The following is a 19,440-nucleotide window of genomic DNA, read 5'->3' as shown; positions in this document are numbered from 1 at the left end:
TGTCGAGAGGGCGACCGTGCTCGGCCCTTCGGGCCTTCGCGCGCTCGCCCTCTCGACACCGTCGCGCGCCTTTGGCGGGGGGTGTCGGGGATGTCGGGGCGCGACTGAGCCTTCGCACCCGCAGTGCCGCGAGAATAGAAAGGTCTGGACCACGGGTCAATAGGTCTGGACCACTTCGGTGCGCGTGTGCTAAACCCCCAACTCGCGCACTGGTGACGCCGCTTGGCCCCGCTCACCGCCCGCCGCTGCCGGTCAGCGCTCCCCGCCGGGCACCCAAAGGACGTCCCCCGCCTCCTTGTTGGCCGTGCGGGCCAGGATGAACAGCAGGTCGGAGAGGCGGTTCAAGTAGGTCGCCGCCAGGGGGTTCATCGCCTCGCCGTGGACCTCCAGGGCCGCCCACGTCGAGCGCTCGGCCCGTCGTACGACCGTGCACGCCTGGTGGAGGAGGGCCGCGCCCGGGGTGCCGCCGGGGAGGATGAAGGAGCGGAGTTTCTCCAGCCGCTCGTTGAAGTGGTCGCAGTCCGACTCCAGCTTGTCGACGTAGAACTGCTCGACCCGCAGGGGCGGGAACTCAGGGTTCTCGACCACCGGCGTGCACAGGTCCGCGCCCACGTCGAAGAGATCGTTCTGGACGCGGGTGAGGACCTTGACGATGTCCTCGTCGAGGGCGCCGAGGGCGACGGCCGTGCCGATCGCCGCGTTCGCCTCGTTGGTGTCGGCGTACGCCGAGATGCGGACGTCGGTCTTGGCGACCCGGCTCATGTCGCCGAGGGCGGTGGTGCCCTGGTCGCCGGTCCTGGTGTAGATGCGTGTCAGATTGACCATGCGGCCAGCGTAGTCAGGGTCGGCCGGTGCTCAACTAGGCCGTACGGGCGGTCGAATGACCCGTGCCGGTGTGATGTCCGTCAGATGAGACGTGACGCGCGTTACTAACCGGTCACACAGCGCCGCACCTTCGCTAGTGTCCGCCGAGAGGCATACGGATACACGCTGTAAGCGTTTCAAAGGGGAGTCGCACAGTGGCACGGAAGCTTGCCGTCATCGGCGCCGGACTCATGGGTTCCGGTATCGCCCAGGTCTCCGCGCAGGCGGGCTGGGACGTCGTCCTGCGCGATGTCACCGACGAAGCCCTCAAGCGCGGAACCGACGGCATCAAGGCCTCGTACGACAAGTTCGTGAGCAAGGGCAAGCTGGAGGCGCACGACGCCGACGCGGCCCTTGGACGCATCACCGCGACCACCGACCTCGACGCCGTCGCCGACGCGGACATCGTCGTCGAGGCCGTCTTCGAGAAGCTCGAAATCAAGCACGAGATCTTCCGCGCGCTGGACAAGATCGCACGCGAGGACGCCGTACTCGCCTCCAACACCTCCGCCATCCCGATCACGAAGATCGCGGCCGTGACGGAGCGTCCGGAGCGCGTCGTGGGAACGCACTTCTTCTCGCCCGTCCCGATGATGGGGCTGTGCGAGCTGGTGCGCGGATACAAGACGAGCGACGAAACCCTCGCCACCGCAAGGGAGTTCGCCGAATCCGTCGGCAAGACCTGCATCGTCGTCAACCGTGACGTGGCCGGGTTCGTGACGACCCGTCTCATCTCGGCGCTCGTCGTCGAGGCGGCGAAGCTGTACGAGTCGGGCGTCGCCACCGCCGAGGACATCGACCTCGCCTGCAAGCTGGGCTTCGGCCACGCGATGGGCCCGCTGGCCACCGCGGACCTCACCGGCGTCGACATCCTGCTGCACGCGACGAGCAACATCTACACCGAGTCGCAGGACGAGAAGTTCGCCCCGCCGGAGCTGATGCGCCGAATGGTGGACGCCGGTGACATCGGACGCAAGAGCGGGCAGGGCTTCTACAAGCACTGAAACCGCACACGCCCCTGACCCATCACGCGCAGGGGTGAATTCGGTATCGGTTCGCTCACAGACGGCAACCTCGTGGCACTTCACGCAGTCAGAGGTTGCATCACCTACATCACGGAGTACGCCACCGCACTCACGGGGAGCGCATATGTACATCAGGGGCGACCACGTCGAGCTGGTCGTCGGGGGCCGCCTCGACGTCCGCAGCGCGGCGGACGCCCGTACGGTCCTGCACTCGGCCGTCGACGACGGAGTCGGCGATCTGGTGCTGGACCTGTCCGAGCTCGACTCCTGGGACGCCACCGGCCTCGGTGTCATCATGGGAGCCCACCGACGGGCCGGCCGCTGCGGCCGCCGCCTCGTGCTGCGCCGCGTACCGCCGCAGATGCAGCGCCTGCTCGTGGCCACCCGGCTGCACCGCATCCTCGCCATCGAGGGCGGCATCGGGGTGGAGTCGCTTCCCAGGGTGTGACACTTTCGCCGAAAGTGTCACGCTTCTCGGAAGAGCCCACGTCAGGTGCCCGGGACATGTGCACCACGCACAATCCTCACGAGACTGTGACGTCTCGGACGGCGCGGTACCCCGGCCTGTCGTAGATACTGTGCGAAGGTTTAGGGTTCGGTCGCCCGCTGCCTTAAAACCCTTCGAGCGGGCCCGGACCAGAAGCGACAGCGCGGTGTGCACAAGGCCGGGAGGGGCCTTGGGTCCTGTCGACCCGCACACGACGCTTTTGGGGGGCTTGGACCTATGGACCCGATCGACCGGGGACCCGAGGAGTACGGCCATGACGGCGACGGCACGTCGTCGCGTCAGCGCCAGCCCCGGGAACCCCTCACACCCGACTTCGGCCAGCACACACCCGCACTCGCCCGTACCGTGCAGCTGGTCACCGGTGACCTCCTGCTCACCGTCAACCCCGTCGACGGCAGCGAGATCGAGGTCTGCCCGCCCGGCAGGCGGCCCGGCCGGCCCGCGAAGCTCGGCGCCGCCGAGCGCGCCGAGGCCGCCCGCGCGGCCAGACCACCGGTCCCGCCCGGCCTGAATCGCCCCGAACTGCCGCTCCTGGAGCGCCAGGAGGAGCGCGAGCGTCTCGTACGGCTGCTCGCCCGCGGCCGTTCCGTACGCCTCACCGGCCCCTCGGGCTCCGGTCGCACCAGCCTGCTCGACCTCGTCGCCGAGGACTGCCTGGACCTCGCCCCCGACGGCGTGATCCGCCTCACCGGCTTCCACCGCACCGCCACCGACCTCCTCCACGACCTCTTCCACGCCGTCTACGACGCACCCCTGCACCGGCCCGAACGCGCGGAACTCCTCGCGCTGACGCGGGAGATCGGCGCGGTCGTCGTCCTGGACGACATCGAGTTCGGCGCCGCGGCCCTCGACGACCTCCTCGACGCGACACCCGAGTGCGCCTTCCTGATCGCCGCGACCCCGGAGATCCCGGCACCGTCCGCGGACTCCGCCATCGAGGAGGTCTTCCTCGGCGGCCTCGGCCGGCCCGGCGCCGTGGAGGTCCTGGAGCGTGCCGTGGGCCGCGTCCTCACGGAGGAGGAGGCGAACTGGGCGGGCGACCTGTACTTCGAGTCCGAGGGCCTGCCCCTGCGCTTCGTCCAGGCCGGCGCCCTGCTCCGCCAGCGCGACCAAATGCGCGTCGGCACCAGCGCCGTCGAGGAGTTCGGCGTCTTCCAGGACGCGCCCCCGGTCGACGCGCCCTTCGACGCCCCGCCCCTCGACTCCGAAGAGGGCGACTCCGTACCCCTGCCGTCCCTCGGCGAGGCCGCCGCGCCCGCGCCCCTGCTCGCCTCCCGGCTCAGCACCTCGGCCCGGGCCACCCTGCGCTTCGCCGTCGCGCTCGGCGGCGAGGTGCCGCACCAGGCGCATCTGCCCGCGCTCGTCGGCGACACCCACGCGGACGCCGCCCTCGGCGAACTCGCGGGCTGCGGACTGGTCTCCCCGGTCGGCTCCCGCTACCGGCTCGCCGTCGGCGTCCAGACCCAGCTGGAGGCCGCCGGATACGGCGACGACGTCGCGTCCGGTGCCCTCATCGCCGCCCTGCACTACTCCTGGTGGGCCGGGCACCCCTCGGTCACGCCCGCGCGCGTGTGCGCCGAGGCGGACGCCCTGCTCGCCGCGCTCGTCGCCCTCCTGCCGGCGACGACACCGCCCGGCGACGGCGAGGAGAGCACCACGGTCCACCTGGCCCGCACGGCGGCGCCCGCGTTCGCCGCCGGACTGCACTGGAGCGCCTGGGAGCACGCGCTGCGTTCCGGCGCCGAGGCCGCCCAGCTCGCCGACGACGTGGGTGAACAGGCCTATTTCCAGCACGAGTCGGGCGTCCTCGCGCTCTGCGAGGGCGAGCTCGACCGGGCCCGTGCCGAGCTGGAGTCGTCCATCGGCCTGCGCGGCGCCGCCGCCGACAAGCGCGGTGCCGTCGCGGGCCGCCGTGCCCTCGCCCTGGTCGCCGACCGGTCCGGCATCGCGCTCGCCCTCGGCTCCACGGCCGGCGAGGAAGTGCCCGACGCGCGCCACGAGGAGTCGGCCTCACCGCCCGGCGGCATACCGGCGCCCTTCCCGCCGCTCCAGCTGCCCGGCGACACCTACACCCTCGTCGCGCACCAGCCCTCGCCCCCGAAGTCCCACAACAAGGCCCGGGGCGGCCTGCGCGGCTACGCCCGGCGCAACCTCGTCGCGGCCGGCGCGGGCGTCCTGCTCGCCGCCGTCCTCGGCACGGTGGTGACCCTGGGCGCCACGTCGAACAACAACGCCGACAACCCGTCCGACAAGGTCGGCGTCAACCCGTCCGCCAGCCAGGGCGCCGGCGACGACAGCCTCGGCGCCGACCCCGCGAAGAAGGGCGACGGCAGCGACACCGGTACGGCCACCAGTCGGCCCACCGACCCGGGTCCGGACGGGACTTACGGGACGTCGGACGATCCGACGCCGACGGACGGCGGGACGCCTTCGGACAAGCCGAGCGGGACGGGGAACGGGTCGCACACTCCGTCGCCGACCAAGTCCCCGACGAGCAGGCCGACTTCGTCGAGCCCGACGCCCACGAGGTCGACGTCCCCGAGCACTTCGGCGTCGCCGTCGCCGAGCGAGTCCCCGACGCCGACCGATTCGCCCACGCCGTCGATCACCCCGTCCGCCGACACCTCGGCGAGCGGCGCGGCCTCAAGTGCCCCCGTCGAGACGGCCAGTTCGGTCGCGCCCGAGAGTTCCGGCGCGGACACGTCGAGTAGTGCGGGTGCCGTCATCTGACCCTCCGTACGACACGAAAGGGCCGGCTCCGATGATCGGAACCGGCCCTTTTCGTCGTAGCGAAGCCAGTGTCTGTCGAAGGTCTGGCGAAGTCCGGTCAGAACAGGCGCAGTTTGTCGTCCTCGATGCCGCGGAGGGCGTTGTAGTCCAGGACCGTGCAGCCGATGCCGCGGTCCGTGGCGAGGACGCGGGCCTGGGGCTTGATCTCCTGGGCGGCGAAGATGCCGCGGACCGGGGCGAGGTGGGGATCGCGGTTCAACAGCTCCAGATAGCGCGTGAGTTGCTCCACGCCGTCGATCTCGCCGCGCCGCTTGATCTCGATCGCGACGGTCTGGCCCTCGGCGTCCCGGCACAGGATGTCGACCGGGCCGATGGCCGTCATGTACTCGCGGCGGATCAGCGTGTAGCCCTCGCCGAGGGTGTCGATGCGGTCGGCGAGCAGCTCCTGGAGGTGCGCTTCCACGCCGTCCTTGATCAGGCCGGGGTCCACGCCGAGTTCGTGCGAGGAGTCGTGGAGGATCTCCTCCATCGTGATGATGAGCTTCTCGCCGGCCTTGTTGATGACGGTCCAGACACCCTCGTCCTCGCCGGAACCCTCCTTCAACGTGCAGGGCGGCGACATCCAGTTGAGGGGCTTGTAGGCCCGGTCGTCCGCGTGGATCGAGACGCTGCCGTCCGCCTTCACCAGGATCAGACGGGGGGCGGAGGGCAGGTGGGCGGTGAGCCGGCCCGCGTAGTCCACGGAACACCGGGCAATGACGAGACGCATGGTGGGCAACGCTACTCGACGGGCGTGGGTGCACGCGATTCGCCCTGGAAGACCCGTGACGCCCCTTGTTCATTCATGGCCGATTGTGGGCCTATTGAGAGTTCCCTATGTACGCATTCTCCTGGTGCCGCCCCCCTCCGTTGCCTACCGTATAAACGGGAGGTCGCGAGACGTGTACGCAGCGTGTTCGTAATCGCGGACTCCCTTATCTGTCCGGCAACCCCCGCGCGTTGGGGGTGCGAGAGGAGAACCCATGTCGCTCGACGTCTCACCGGCCCTACTCGAAAAGGCCGAGCGAGGCGAGGTCGACGAAGCTGAATTCGTCGACTGCGTCCGGACCTCCCTGCCCTATGCATGGGAGATGATCAGCTCCCTGGTGGCTCAGCTGAAGGTCGACGGCGGTGCGTTCGCCGACAACCAGACGCCGCCGCCGGACGAGCAGGCACGCGGTCAGTTGCTGCGTGCGCTCGCGAGTGACGCGATACGCGGCGCGCTGCAGCGGCACTTCGGTGTACGCCTGGCCTTCCAGAACTGCCACCGGGTGGCGGTGTTCCCGCTGGACGGCACGGTCGACGAGACGCTGGCCCGCTTCACCTCCGTGCGCAGCCAACTGCTCAACCAGTCCCCGGAGTTCAGGGACTGCTGACGCGGCGACGGCGCACTTGCTTGCCGCTCCGTACGCGGGAGGTGCTCTGTACGGGGCGGCAAGCTCCCCGCGGATCGTCCAGCGCGGTTCGCTCAGCCGAGGTGCGGGAGCACCTCGGCGCCGAGCCGCCGTACGTTCTCCTCGGTCGCCGCGAGGTCCCCGGACCCCTCGACGAGCAGCGCGAAGCGGGAGATGCCGGTCCGCTCGGAGGTCGCCGCGAGGCGGTCCACGCACAGCCGCGGGGTGCCCACCGGGTGCAGTCCGCAAAGGAGTTCGGTGTACGCGAGCGGGTCGCGCATCCGGCGCTCGCGGTCGTCCACCGTCACGTGGGCGTCGAGCCCCTGCTTCAGCCAGCCCGGCATCGCCTTCACCAGGGCCTCCACCGCGTCCGCGCGCTTGTCCGCGATCTGGCAGACGCCGGCCGACACATGGGCCGCGCCGCGGATCTCCTCCACCGGCCGCCCGGCCGCCCGCGCCGACTGCCGCCACAGGGCGACCATCTCGGCCTTCTCCTCGTCCCCGACATGCATGCCCAGCAGCATCGGCAGGCCCCGCTCGGCCGCCAGCCGCACGCTCGCGGGCGAGGTGCAGGCGACGACGACCTCGGGGCCCGGCGCGTCCGACAGCGCCTCCGACGGCCTTGGTACGACGGGCACTTCACGGAACGCGAAGCGGTCCCCGGTGCCCGCGACCGACGGCTCGCGCAGCCAGCGCATCAGCAGATCGAGCGACTCCGGGAACCCCTGTTCGTACGCGGCGAGACCCGAGCCGAACACCTCCAGGTCGACCCACGGCCCGCCGCGCCCCACGCCCAGCGAGAAGCGCCCGCCGCTCGTCACGTGCAGCAGCGCGGCCTGCTCGCCGAGGGCGACCGGGTGGACCGTGGGCAGCACGCTGACCGCGGTGCCGACGCGGATGCGCCGGGTGCGGCCCAGCAGCAACGCGGCCAGGGTGATCGCGGACGGGCAGGTGCCGTAGGGCACGAAATGGTGCTCGGCCAGCCAGACCGTGTCGAGTCCGGCCTCCTCCGCGACCTCCACCGAGCGGACCGCGCGGTGCAGGGCCTCCCCCTGGCCCTGCCCCGGGAACTGGGCCGCCAACACAAAACTTCCGACGCGCATGGCTTTTCCTGCTTCCTTGGCTCCGACACGGAGCTCCCCCACCGGGCATAACCGCCCGACACGTGCCGAGGACACGGCCTGGCGGAGAGATTTGCGGATTGTCTGCAGAATGCGCGGTCCCGAGGGGGACTTGTACGGGTTGATGCCCTTCGCGTACCCCTGCGCGGGCCACGTAGGCTGGACACAGCCCTTGCCTCCTGTATAGCCCCGTGAGGTGTTCTGTGTCCCCGCGTCGCAACCGACCCAAGGAGCCCGGTTCCGCCGGCCAGAGTGCCGACGACGAGCGTTCGGGCCGCTACGGCGGCTGGCAGTCCACCGAGCACTGGCAGGGCGAGGAGTGGAGCGTGCGCCACGTCGCCGGGGCGAGCGCACAGGGCAAGACGTACCGCTGCCCCGGCTGCGACCAGCAGATCCCCTCCGGTGTCCCGCACGTCGTGGCCTGGCCGGAGCACGCGGGCGTCGACGACCGCCGCCACTGGCACAAGGCCTGCTGGAACGCGAAGGACCGCCGCACCACACGGGTGCAGCGGTCCAGGAACGCGCCGAGGTTCTAGGCCGACCTGCTAGAAAGTGGTACGGCTCACACGTCCCGCTTCTCCAGCAGCGCGACGGCGCCCGCGAACGCCACGGCCGTCACGCCCACGATGATCCACAGCGGGTCCCAGCCCGAAGGGCCGCTCTCCGTCAGGGAGTTGGAGTAGAAGACGCTGAGCTGGTTCGGGATCGAGTACTCGAACAGCTTCTCGCGGACGCCCTCCAGGGACTGCGAGAACATGAACAGCGCGATGACCAGCGGGGCGAGCACCGCGCCGATCATGACGGTGATCGCGCCCGCCGAGTGCCGGATGATCGAGCCGACGATCAGCGAGAGCAGCCCGAGCAGCGCGATGTAGAGGGAGACGCCGACGGTCCCCTTGAGCCACTCGGAGGCGGACGGGTCCTTCGCGCCGTTGTTCTCCAGCAGCGAGGCGTCCACGAAGGCGACGAACGCCGAGGCCACCAGCGTCACCACGAAGGCGACCCCGAAGAACACGATCGACTTCGCCGCGAGGACCCGGCCGCGGCTGGGGCACGCGGTCATCGTCGTGCGGATCATGCCGGTGCCGTACTCCGAGGCCGTGGTCAGCACGCCGAGCGTGATGATGCACATGCAGCCGAGCAGCAGCCCGAAGAAGCCGTAGGAGAGCGGGTTCTCGCCGCGCAGCTCCGAGGAGGAGTTGCTGACCACGACGGCGGCGAGCAGGCCGATGCCGACGACGAGGACCACGAACACACCGAGCGTCCAGAGCGTCGAACGGACCGACTTGATCTTCGTCCACTCGGAGGCGAGCGCATGCCCGAGATGCGTGCGCACCACCGGGATCGGCGAGGTGTACCCGCCGTACGAAGGACCGGGCGCCGCCTGCCAGTTGGGCGCGGCTGCCTGCGGCATCGGGGGCTGGGGCGTACTCATCGGGCGTCCTCGGGCTTGGTCAGGTCGGCGGCGGGTGCGGGGGAGGAGGCGGCGGCGGGCTGCGCGGGCGCGGGCGCGGCCGGAGCGGGAGCCGGGGCGGCATCGGGTGCCTGAACCGCGGGCGCATCCTGAGCCGGGCCCTGAGGCGGCTGTGACGGCGCCTGGGGAGCCATGGGCGCCGGGGGCCCGTACGAGCCCGGCATCGCCGCGCCGGGCGCCGCAGGGGCGCCGTACGGGTTCGGGGCGCCGTAAGGATTCGCCGCGGGCCGGCCCATCGCGAACGGCTGGCCACCCTGCTGCGGCGACGGCGGCGCGTACCAGCCCGGCTGGCCCTGGCCCGGTACCGGAATGGGCGGCTGCGCGCCCGGCGGCAGCTGCTGCATCAGGCCGGCCTTCTGGTCGATCGTCGAGCGGTAGTCGACCGCGCCCTGCGTCATCCGCATGTACGCCTCCTCAAGCGAGGCCTGATGCGGGGACAACTCCCACAGCCGTACGTCCGTGTCGTGCGCGATGTCGCTGATGCGCGGCAGCGGCAGTCCCGTCACGCGCAGCCCGCCGTCCTGCTCGGGCAGGACGTGGCCGCCCGCCTCGGTCAGCGCGGAGGTCAGCTTCTCGCGCAGCTGGGGCTCGGTGTCCGGGGTGCGCACGCGCGCGAAGTCGGCGGAGTTCGCCGAGATGAAGTCCCGCACGCTCATGTCCGACAGGAGCTGCCCGCGCCCGATCACGATGAGGTGGTCGGCGGTCAGCGCCATCTCGCTCATCAGGTGCGAGGAGACGAAGACGGTACGGCCCTCCGCCGCGAGCGCCTTCATCAGGTTGCGCACCCAGAGGATGCCCTCGGGGTCGAGGCCGTTGACCGGCTCGTCGAAGAGCAGGACCTGCGGGTCGCCGAGGAGCGCGGCGGCGATGCCGAGCCGCTGGCCCATACCCAAGGAGAAGCCCTTGGAGCGCTTTCTCGCCACGTCCTGGAGGCCCACGACCCCGAGCACCTCGTCCACGCGCCGGGCCGGGATGCCCGAGAGCTGGGCCAGGCTCAGCAGATGGCTACGGGCGCTGCGGCCGCCGTGCACGGCCTTCGCGTCGAGGAGGGCGCCGACCTGACGGGGTGCGTTCGGCAGCTTGCGGTAGGGGAAGCCGCCGATCGTCACCTGTCCTGACGTGGGGTTGTCCAGGCCGAGGATCATGCGCATCGTCGTCGACTTGCCCGAGCCGTTGGGCCCGAGGAAACCGGTGACGGCACCGGGCCGCACCTGGAAGGAAAGGTTGTACACGGCGGTCTTGTCGCCGTAGCGCTTGGTCAGGCCGACAGCCTCGATCATGCTCCGCACCCATCGAAAGGATCAGGACAGCAGGGCACACGCCCCCGTAAGGGTTAGGAGGATATCGGGGCGCTGACGGTTCCGCCCAAGGGAAAGTAAAGCAATGGCCTCGGCTACGCGTCCCGGCGCTTCAACAGGACGTACGCGCCGACGAGCGAGGCGACCACCCACAGCGCCATGATCCCGAACCCGCCCCACGGCCCGTACGGCGCGGAGTCGTCCACCGGCGTGACCACCTGCATGATCTTGCTGCCGGCCTGGTCGGGCAGGTACTGGCCGATCTTCTTCGTCGCGGAGACGTTGCCGAGGATGTTGGAGATCAGGAAGAAGAACGGCATCAGGATGCCCAGCGACAGCATCGGCGAGCGCAGCATCGAGGCGACGCCCATGGAGAACAGCGCGATCAGGGTCATGTAGAGCCCGCCGCCGATCACCGCGCGCAGCACGCCCGGGTCGCCGATCTCCGCCCTGTGGGAGCCGAGCATCGCCTGCCCGAGGAAGAACGTGAGGAAGCTCGTCACCAGCCCGACCACGAGACACAGCCCGGCGGCCACCGCGATCTTGCTGAAGAGGAAGGTGCCGCGCTGCGGGACGGCCGCGAGCGAGGTGCGGATCATGCCGGTGCTGTACTCGTTCGACACGACCAGCACCCCGAACACGATCATCGCGAGCTGACCGAGACTCATCCCGGCGAAGCTGATGAACGTCGGGTCGAAGGACAGCTTGTCCTTGGCGCTCATGTCGTCGAACTGGCTCTTCGACAGCGCCGAGATGAGCATGCCGAGCCCGATCGTCACCACCACGGCCAGCGAGAGCGTCCACACCGTCGACGCGACGGAACGGATCTTGGTCCACTCCGACCGGATGACCTGGGTCGTCGCCATGTCAGCCCTTCTTCCAGCCGTCGCCCCAGCCCTGCTGTTCGGCAGGTGCCGCGGGAAGAGGTGTTGATGGGTCGGAATGCGCGTGGTACTCCACCGACTCCGCGGTCAACTGCATGAACGCCTCCTCCAGGGAGGCCTGTTGGGGACTCAGTTCGTGCAGCACGAGCTGGTGCGACGCGGCCAGCTCACCGATCTGCTCGGACTTGCCCCCGTCGACTTCGAGAACGCCGCTGCCGGATTCGACGACGGTGATCCCGGCCTGGTGCAGGACATCGAGCAGCCGCTCGCGCTGCGGGGTGCGGATCCGGACGTAGGAGCGCGAGTTCTGCTGGATGAAGTCGGCCATGGAGGTGTCCGCGAGGAGGCGGCCCTGGCCGATGACGACGAGGTGGTCGGCCGTCAGCGCCATCTCGCTCATCAGGTGCGAGGAGACGAAGACCGTACGGCCTTGTCCGGCAAGGGACTTCATCAGGTTGCGGATCCAGTGGATGCCCTCGGGGTCGAGCCCGTTGACCGGCTCGTCGAACATCAGGATGCGGGGATCGCCGAGCAGCGCGCCCGCGATACCGAGCCGCTGGCCCATGCCGAGCGAGAACCCCTTGGCCTTCTTCTTCGCGACGGCGGTGAGACCGACGGTGTCCAGCACCTCGTGGACGCGGCTGTTGGGGATCCCGTTGCTCTGCGCGAGACACAGCAGGTGGTTGAAGGCGCTGCGCCCGCCGTGCATGGCCTTGGCGTCGAGGAGGGCGCCGATGTACTTCAGCGGGTCCTTGAGCTGGTCGTAGCGCTGGCCGTCGATGCGTACGTCACCGGCGGTCGGCCGGTCGAGACCGAGCATCATGCGCATGGTCGTCGACTTGCCGGCGCCGTTCGGGCCGAGGAAGCCCGTGACGATGCCGGGTCTGACGGCGAAGGTGAGGTTGTTGACCGCCACCTTCTCGCCGTACCGCTTGGTCAGCCCCTCGAGCTCGATCATGCGGCCACGCTAAGACGGGCGTTCGGCGGATGCCACCCGAACGGGCAAACAGAGTCCGACGAGGCAGGCAACAACGGTGAACGCCGTCGCCCAGGCGAACGCGCGCGGGAAGGCGGAGCCGCCGTGCCCGTGCGCGAGGACCGTCGCCAGTACGGCCGTGCCGACGGACCCGCCGAGCTGCTGCACGATCCGGACGGTGGTGCTCGCGTGCGGGATGCGGGCGCGGTCGAGACCCTGATACGCGCCCACCATGACCGCCATGTTGGCCGCGCTCACCCCGAGGCCGCGCACGACCAGCGCGCCGAGGAGCAGGGCCGCGCCGGGATGCGGGAGAAGGAAGGGGAGGGTGCCCAGCGCGCACAGCAGCATGCCCGCCACGGTGACCGGGCGCGGCCCGAGCCGGTCGGTCAGCGGGCCGGTGACCCGGGCCAGCAGACTGCCAAGACCCTGCGGCGCCAGCAGCAGCCCGGCCGCGATCACGCCCTCGCCGCGCGCCTGTTGGTAGTAGAGGGGGAGCAGGAACATCCCGCCGAACAGGGCGAGCCCGTTCAGGAACGTCAGGATCGAGGAGACGGCGAACGCGCGGTCCTGGAACAGGCGCAGGTCCACGAGGGGTTCGCGGGCGCGCAGCGCGTGGCGGGCGAACAGGGCGATGAGTACGGCGCCCACCGGGATCGCCGTCGCGCGGGCGGCACCGGTCTCGGACAGGCCGTAGACCACGGTGGCGAGGCCGGGGGAGAGGAGCAGGAGGCCGGTCAGGTCCAGGTGGTGGCCGGGGCGTGGGGTGTCCTTCGGGACGCCGCGCCAGGCCAGGGCGAGGGCCAGCAGGCAGACGGGCAGGTTGACGTAGAAGATCCAGCGCCAGCTGAGGTGGCCGACGATCAGGCCGCCGACGACCGGGCCGAGGATCGGGACGACCATGGCGGGCAGGGTGATCGCCGCCATCAGGCGGCCGAGGCTGCGGCCGCCGGCGGCGCGCATGACCAGGGTCTGGAGGACGGGCAGCAGCAGGCCGCCGCCGATGCCCTGCACGACCCGGAAGGCGATCAGCGAGCCGATGTTCCAGGCGAGCCCGCAGAGCAGGGACCCGGCGAGGAAGAGGGTCAGCGCGCCGAGCCAGACGCTCCGGGAGTCGAAGCGTTCGACGGCCCAGCCGGAGACCGGCACGACCGTGGCGAGGGCGAGGAGATACGCGGTGCTGACCCATTGCAGGCTCGCCGTCGACGCGTTCAGGTCGTGGCCCAGGGTGTGCAGGGCGATGGAGACGATCGTGCTGTCGAGGAGCGGGGCGAGGGCGCCGAGGACGAGGATGCCGGCGAGCTTGCGGACGGCGGGGTCCAGGCGTTCGGCGGAGTGGACGGTGGCGGCGGGCATGGCGATTCCCCCTTAGAGACGCTGCGTCTCTTATTGCGACCACGATAGGCTGGACCCGATAAGAGACGCAAGGTCTCCTAAAGACTTCTGAGGTCTCCTGAGGTCTCCTGAGGGGAAGGTGCCGGTGATGACCGGAGAGCAGACGCGGCGGCGCGGGGCCGCGCTGGAGGCCGACATCCTGGACGCCGTCTGGGAGGAACTCGCCGAGGTCGGCTACGCCCGCCTCACCATGGAGGGCGTCGCGGCCCGGGCCAGGACCGGCAAGCAGGTCCTCTACCGCCGCTGGCCCAACCGCGCCGAACTCGTCAAGGCCGCCCTGCCGCACCGCACCGGCTTCATCGTCGACCAGGTGCCGGACACCGGGGAGCTGCGCGAGGACGTGCTGACCCTGCTGCGGCTGATGGCCGATCGGCAACGGGAACTCGGCCCGGACGTCATCCGGGGCCTGCTCGCGGAGGCGGTCGACCTGGACCCGAAGGTCTTCGGGATCATGCACGACATCCTGCTGACGCTGCTTCAGCGGGCCGTGAAGCGCGGTGAGATCCCCACCGCCGACCTTCCCCGACGGGCCGTCACCATCCCCGCGGACCTGCTGCGGTACGAGATGGCCCTGTCCCGCGACCCGGTCGCCGACTCCACCCTCGTCGGGATCGTCGACGACGTGTACCTGCCCCTGCTGGCCGGACACGGCTGAGGCAGCGCCGAGACGCGGCTGAGGCCCGCACCCCCGAAGGGAATGCGAGCCTCAGCCGGCGTTCACATACCTACTGGCAATCGCTTGCCTACCGGGACTGCTGAGCCGGAACTCCACGAGAGATCGGCTCGTCCTCGACCGGCGAGCTCGCGGCGGCCACCGCGGCACCCGTGAGCGTGGCGAGCATCTCGCGCACGTTCGTCAGCTGGGCGTTGATGCTGTCGCGACGGTTCGTCAGGGCGGCCAGCTCGCGCTCGGATTCCGAACGGATGCGGTCGGCCTTGGCGTTCGCGTCGGCCACGATGTCCTCGGCCTGGCGCTGAGCCGTCTCCACCGTCTGACGGGCGCGACGCTCCGCGTCCGTACGCAGCTTCTCGGCCTCCAGCCGGAGCTGCTCCGCGCGGTGCTCGATCTCCGCGAGGCGCTTCTCGGCCTTCTGCTGACGCGACGCCAGGTCGCGCTCGGACTGCTCGCGCCGCTTGGCGAGGTTCGTCTCGAAGTCGGCGGCGGCCTGCGCGGCCTTGGCGCGGGTCTCCTCGAAGAGGGCGTCGGCCTCCTCGCGCTTCTGCTGCGCGTCCTTCTGAGCCTCGCCACGCAGCTGGGAGGAGTCGCTCTTGGCCTTCTCGACGATCCGGACGCCCTCGTCCTCGGCCTTGGCCTTGCGCTCCGCAGCGAACGATTCTGCGTCGTTGCGGACCTGCTGTGCAGCGGACTCCGCGAGTTCGCGGTGCTGCTCGGCCGCGCGCCGTGCCTCCTCGCGCAGGTCCTTGGCCTCTTCCTCGGCGAGGCGGAGGATCTTCTCGACCCGCGCGCCGAGACCCGCGTACGACGGCTCTGCGTCGCTTACCTGGGCCGCGGCGTTCTGCGTTTCGAGGTGGAGCTCCTCGATGCGCTTTTCAAGAGCAGTGATACGAGCCAGAGCGCTGTCACGGTCGGAGACGAGCTTCGAGATGCGTTCGTCCACCTGAGCGCGGTCGTACCCACGCCGCACAAGCTCGAAGCCGTAGGGGGAAGTGTCGCTCATGGGGTTCCTGTCGAATGAGACCGGTGAGGTGATAGGTGGAATCCTAGGGGCCGAAGCGGTGTGTCATCGAGCGGATGCGTGTTTGATCTGGAGAATGACACCCCTTTTGAGTGGCTAACCGTCGGACCGCTTGCCAAAGACTCGGTCAAAGGCCCCAGATCACCCTGAATCTCACAGGGGCTTCTTAACCTTCAACCGACTTGCCACCCGAACGAGTTGCGCCCGCGGTGGCTCCCGCCTTGACCCCGCCGTCCTTGGCCGCTGTCGGGGCCTCGAAAGACTCCAACGCTTCCAGGACGTCCTGGACACGGGAGATTTCGGCGTTGATGTCCTCGCGGCGGCGGACGAGCACCTCCAAATCGCGCTTGCCCTCCTCGACCGTGCGGCGGGCCTCGCGGATCGCCTCCGCCTTCAGGTCCTCGGCCTCGCGGATCAGCGTGGACTTCTTCTGCTCGGCCTCCTTGAGGAGACCCTCGGCCTTCTTCACGGCGGCGATACGGACCTTGCCCGCCTCGGAGTTGGCCTCCGAGACCAGTTCCTTGGCCTTCATCTGCGCCTTGCCGAGCTGCTCCTCGGCCGCCTTGATGAGCGCGTCGCAGCGGTCGCCGGCCGACTTCATCGTCTCGGCGGACTCACGGCGGGCCCGCTCGTGCAGGTTCTCGATCTCGGTCGTGATGCGGTCGCGCAGCTCCTCGGACCGCTCCCTTATGGCGGTGGCGTCCCGGCGCGCGCCCACGAGCAGCTCGTCCGCGTCCGTACGGGCCTGCTCCACCCGGGAGTTGCCCTCGACCGTGCCCTCGGACACCAGCCGGTCGGCCTCGGTGCGGGCCGCGCCGACCATCGAGTCGGCCTGCGCCTCGGCGTCCGCCGTCGTCTTCTGCGCCTGCTGCTGGGCCTCGCTGAGCAGCTTGTCGGCCTCGGCCGCGGTCTCCGTGATGAGGGTGTCGACCTGCTCGGCCGCCTCGGAGCGCCGTTTGTTGGCCTCCTTGCGGGCCTCGTCCAGCATCCGCTCGGACTCCTCGCGCGCCGCCGAGGTGACCCGCTCGGCCTGCGCCTCCGCGTCCGCCTTGAGACGGTTGGACTCGTTGCGGATCCGCTCGGCCTGCTGCTGCGCGGAACCCACCGTGTCGGCGGCCTCGGCACGCAGCCGCTCCGCGTCCCCGGTCGCGTCCGAGACGAGCTTCTGGGCCTTGGCCACGGCCTCCGAGCGCACCCGCTCGGCCTCGTTGATCGTCTCCGTCTGGAGCCGCTCCGCCTCCGCCGTCACCTCGGTGATGAGGGTGTCGGCCTGCGTCGCCGCGTCCGAACGGATCCGGTTGGCGTCCTCGCGGGCGTCCGCCCGGGCCCGCGCCGCGTCCTGGTCGGCCTGCGCGATCGTGTCCGCGGCCTGGGTGCGCACCTGCTGGGCGTGCTCGGCGGCCTCCGACCGCAGCCGCTCGGACTCCGCGATGGCGTCCGAAACGGTGCGCTCCGCAAGGGCCTTGGCGGCGTCCGTCTCCTCGGCCGCCCGGCGCCGGACGCGGTTGGCGTCCTCGGTGGCCCGCTCCCGCTCGCTGTACGCGTCGGCGCGGACCCGGTCCGCCTCCTCCTGCGCCTCGCGCCGGGTGCGGTCCGCCACGTGCTCGGCGGCCGACCTGATCCCGGAGATCTCCTCCTGGGCCTGCTCGTGCAGCCCGGCGACCGACTCCCGTACCTGGTGGGCGTGTTGATCGGCGCCCGACACCATCTCGGTGGCGCGCCGGTCGGCCTCCTCGACCAGCCGCAGCGCCTCGGACTGCGCCTCCTCGACGCGGTTGCGCGCCGAGGCCAGCAGCTCCTCGCTCTGCTCGCGGGCCTGCTCGCGCTCCTGCCCGGCCTCCTCACGGGCCGACCCGAGCAGCTCCTCGGCCTCACGACGACGCCGTACGGCCTCCTCCTGGGCGGCGGCCAGCGTCTCGGACGCCTCCGTGGCCAGTCGCTCGGCGGCGGCCTGGGCCTCCGCGCGGACGCGGTCGGCGGTGTCCTGCGCCTCGGTCTTGAGCCGCTCGGCCTCGGCGGACGCCTCGGACCGCAGACGTACGGCGATGGCCTCGCCCTCGGCACGCGAGGCGGACGCGTCGCCCGCGGCCTCGTTGCGCAGCCGGTCGGCCTCCGCCTCGGCCTGCGCCTGGAGGGAGCGGATGCGGTCGGCGGCCTCGCCGCGCAGTCGCTCGGTCTCCTCGGCGGCCTCGCGGCGGATCCGCTCGGCCTCCTCGCGGGCGTCGGTGAGCGCCTGCTCGGCAGCGGCGAGCCGCTCCTCGGCCTCCGCGTGCAGCCGCGTCAGGCCCTCGGCGGCCTCCTCGCGGCGTGCCTCTATGGCCCGCTCGGTCTCGTCGCGCAGGTCGCGTGCGGCCTGTTCGGCGTCGGCCTTGATGCCCTCGGACTGCTCGATGACCTCCGAGCGGTGCCGCTCGGCTTCCTTGCGGGTGCGGTCGAGGGTCTCCTCGGCCTGCCGGCGCAGCGTGGTGGCGCGCTCGATGGCCTCGGTGCGGACCTTCTCGCTGTCCGTGGTGGCGGTCTGGCGCAGCTCGTCGGCGTCCACCCGGGCCTTGGACAGCAGTTCCTCGGCGGTCTTGGCCGCCTCCTCGATCTGCTGGACGGCCTCGCGGCGGGCCTCGGCACGGATGCGCTCGCCCTCGCCGACCGCGTCGGCGCGCAGCTGCTCGGCCTCGCCGCGCAGCCGGCGCGCCTCCTCCTGCAGCTCGACCGTCTTGGCCCGGTACTCCTTGGTGTCGTCCTTCGCCGCGCCCTTGAGCCCCTCGGCGATGTCGTGCGCCTGGGCGCGCAGCCGGTCGGCCTCGGCCTCCGCCTCGGAGCGGATCCGCTCGGCCTCCTCGGTGGCGGCCTTGGTGGTGTTCTTGGCCTCCTCGGACGCCTTGTCGAGGACGTCCTCGGCGGTACGGGCGGCCTTCGCGAGCTGGGAGGCGGTCTCCTCGGCGGTGAGGCTCCGCGCGCTGTCCTCGGCCTCCGCGACGATCTTGTCGGCCTTGGCCTGGGCGTCGGCGACGATCTGATCGGCGTCCGCCTTGGTGGTCTCGGCCTCCTTGGTGGCCTCCGTGACCAGCCGGGCGACCTGCTCCTTCGCCGTCCGCGTGCGCTGCTCGTTGGCGGACTCGGCGCTGGAGAGGGTCTTGGCGGCGGCCTCCTTGGCCTCGGAGAGGACCTTCTCCGCCGCCAGGCGCGCTTCACGCAGTGAGGTTTCGGCCTCGGCCATGCGGGTCTCGGCGGCCCGGCTCAGCTCGGTGGCCTGACGGCGGGCGGAATCCGACTCGTTGACCGTTGAGCTGCGCAGCTGCTCGGCGTGGTCGGTGGCCTCCTGGGCCTGCGAGGAAGCCGCGTTCAGCAGCCGCTCGGCGTCCGTGCGGGCGCGGCGCAGGAGTTGCTCGGCCTCCGCGCGGGCCGCCTCGGCGTCCATCTCCAGCCGCTGCCGGGCCTCGGTGGCGACCCGCTCGGCCTCGGCACGGGCGGCGGCCAGCGCCTGCTCGGCCTCGGTGCGGGACTCCTCGACGAGCCGACGGGCCTGGGACTCGGAGCGGGCGCGCAACTGCTCGGCCCACGCCACGTTCTCGTTGACGTGCGACTCGACGGTCTGCCGGCGCTCGCCCAGCTCCTGGTCGAGCTGCTGGCGCCGGGTCACCGCCTCCTGGTGCAGCTCCGCCTGGAGGCGCGCGGCCTGCTCGGCGTGCTCCTGGAGGATGCGCTGGGTCTGCGCGCGGGCCTGGCTCAGCTCCCGCTCGGCGTCCTGCCGCAACTGGTCGGCCTGGACCTGGGCATTACGAAGCATCTGCTCGGCCTGATAGCCGATGTCACCGCCGTCGTAAGCCGGTCGGGACATGAGGGTGCGGCGCGCCTCGTGCAGCTTGGCGCGCAGCACCTCGACCTGGTAGCCGAGGTCCTCGGCATGCTGGATCGCCTTTTCCCGCTCGGTCTTCAGCCGCTCCATCTCGGCCTCGAACCGAGAGAGGTGGTCGACGTCAGCCGCCGGCTCTCGCTCCTGGCGTTCGTAGCCCCGCACTGCGCGGTCCCATCCGTCCC

The 19,440-nt window shown here is 71.0% G+C and carries 16 protein-coding genes; 6 read left to right on the top strand and 10 right to left on the bottom strand.

What is annotated here, in order from left to right:
- Positions 1-252 precede the first annotated feature (252 nt).
- Positions 253-825: a cob(I)yrinic acid a,c-diamide adenosyltransferase gene (locus tag OG714_RS17530; protein ID WP_406122043.1), complete on the bottom strand. Its 573-nt coding sequence runs from the start codon at positions 823-825 to the stop codon at positions 253-255.
- A gap of 194 nt (positions 826-1,019) precedes the next feature.
- On the opposite strand from OG714_RS17530, the gene OG714_RS17525 reads away from it, so the two are divergent.
- The 3 genes from OG714_RS17525 (at position 1,020) to OG714_RS17515 (ending at position 5,127) form a co-directional block, all read left to right on the top strand.
- The gene (locus OG714_RS17525) at positions 1,020-1,868 is read left to right on the top strand and encodes a 3-hydroxyacyl-CoA dehydrogenase family protein (protein ID WP_019060736.1); all 849 of its coding nucleotides are present in this window, start codon (positions 1,020-1,022) and stop codon (positions 1,866-1,868) included.
- 145 nt (positions 1,869-2,013) lie between these two features.
- Entirely contained in the window at positions 2,014-2,337 is a 324-nt protein-coding gene (locus tag OG714_RS17520; protein WP_019060737.1) for an STAS domain-containing protein, read from the top strand.
- A gap of 276 nt (positions 2,338-2,613) precedes the next feature.
- On the top strand, positions 2,614-5,127 hold the full coding sequence (locus tag OG714_RS17515; protein ID WP_406122041.1) for an ATP-binding protein: 2,514 nt from the start codon (positions 2,614-2,616) through the stop codon (positions 5,125-5,127).
- Between the two features lie 97 nt (positions 5,128-5,224).
- Here OG714_RS17515 and nucS read toward each other — a convergent pair whose 3' ends face one another.
- Positions 5,225-5,896: an endonuclease NucS gene (nucS, locus tag OG714_RS17510; RefSeq protein WP_405990778.1), complete on the bottom strand. Its 672-nt coding sequence runs from the start codon at positions 5,894-5,896 to the stop codon at positions 5,225-5,227.
- A 253-nt stretch (positions 5,897-6,149) separates the two neighbouring features.
- Between nucS and OG714_RS17505 the strand changes: the two genes are divergently transcribed.
- On the top strand, positions 6,150-6,542 hold the full coding sequence (locus OG714_RS17505; RefSeq protein ID WP_393034818.1) for an SCO5389 family protein: 393 nt from the start codon (positions 6,150-6,152) through the stop codon (positions 6,540-6,542).
- Positions 6,543-6,634: 92 nt separating this feature from the next.
- Here OG714_RS17505 and OG714_RS17500 read toward each other — a convergent pair whose 3' ends face one another.
- Entirely contained in the window at positions 6,635-7,663 is a 1,029-nt protein-coding gene (locus OG714_RS17500) for an LLM class flavin-dependent oxidoreductase (RefSeq protein ID WP_406122039.1), read from the bottom strand.
- Positions 7,664-7,884: 221 nt separating this feature from the next.
- Between OG714_RS17500 and OG714_RS17495 the strand changes: the two genes are divergently transcribed.
- Positions 7,885-8,217 carry an ATP/GTP-binding protein gene (locus tag OG714_RS17495; protein WP_406122038.1) on the top strand — a complete coding sequence of 111 codons (333 nt, stop codon included), beginning with the start codon at positions 7,885-7,887 and terminating at the stop codon, positions 8,215-8,217.
- 26 nt (positions 8,218-8,243) lie between these two features.
- On the opposite strand, the gene OG714_RS17490 is transcribed toward OG714_RS17495, so the two are convergent.
- The 5 genes from OG714_RS17490 to OG714_RS17470 all read right to left on the bottom strand — a co-directional run bounded on the left by OG714_RS17490 (position 8,244) and on the right by OG714_RS17470 (position 13,669).
- Entirely contained in the window at positions 8,244-9,116 is an 873-nt protein-coding gene (locus tag OG714_RS17490; RefSeq protein WP_406122037.1) for an ABC transporter permease, read from the bottom strand.
- On the bottom strand, positions 9,113-10,435 hold the full coding sequence (locus tag OG714_RS17485) for an ABC transporter ATP-binding protein (protein ID WP_406122036.1): 1,323 nt from the start codon (positions 10,433-10,435) through the stop codon (positions 9,113-9,115). The genes OG714_RS17490 and OG714_RS17485 overlap by 4 nt, the downstream gene beginning before the upstream one ends.
- A 113-nt stretch (positions 10,436-10,548) precedes the next feature.
- Positions 10,549-11,319 carry an ABC transporter permease gene (locus OG714_RS17480; RefSeq protein WP_406122035.1) on the bottom strand — a complete coding sequence of 257 codons (771 nt, stop codon included), beginning with the start codon at positions 11,317-11,319 and terminating at the stop codon, positions 10,549-10,551.
- A gap of 1 nt (position 11,320) precedes the next feature.
- Positions 11,321-12,295 carry an ABC transporter ATP-binding protein gene (locus OG714_RS17475; protein WP_406122033.1) on the bottom strand — a complete coding sequence of 325 codons (975 nt, stop codon included), beginning with the start codon at positions 12,293-12,295 and terminating at the stop codon, positions 11,321-11,323.
- Between the two features lie 9 nt (positions 12,296-12,304).
- Positions 12,305-13,669 carry an MDR family MFS transporter gene (locus tag OG714_RS17470; protein ID WP_406122031.1) on the bottom strand — a complete coding sequence of 455 codons (1,365 nt, stop codon included), beginning with the start codon at positions 13,667-13,669 and terminating at the stop codon, positions 12,305-12,307.
- Between the two features lie 127 nt (positions 13,670-13,796).
- Here OG714_RS17470 and OG714_RS17465 point away from each other — a divergent pair, with 127 nt between their 5' ends.
- Entirely contained in the window at positions 13,797-14,363 is a 567-nt protein-coding gene (locus OG714_RS17465; RefSeq protein ID WP_406122030.1) for a TetR/AcrR family transcriptional regulator, read from the top strand.
- 88 nt (positions 14,364-14,451) lie between these two features.
- On the opposite strand, the gene OG714_RS17460 is transcribed toward OG714_RS17465, so the two are convergent.
- A complete protein-coding gene (locus OG714_RS17460; RefSeq protein ID WP_043683045.1) occupies positions 14,452-15,387 on the bottom strand; it encodes a cellulose-binding protein in 936 nt (311 codons plus the stop codon).
- A 184-nt stretch (positions 15,388-15,571) separates the two neighbouring features.
- Entirely contained in the window at positions 15,572-19,420 is a 3,849-nt protein-coding gene (gene scy / locus OG714_RS17455; RefSeq protein ID WP_406122028.1) for a polarized growth protein Scy, read from the bottom strand.
- Positions 19,421-19,440 lie beyond the last annotated feature (20 nt).

The sequence above is a fragment of the Streptomyces sp. NBC_00989 genome (genome assembly GCF_045162655.1).
GTDB lineage: Bacteria > Actinomycetota > Actinomycetes > Streptomycetales > Streptomycetaceae > Streptomyces.
This window is presented reverse-complemented; position numbering and strand designations above follow the sequence as displayed.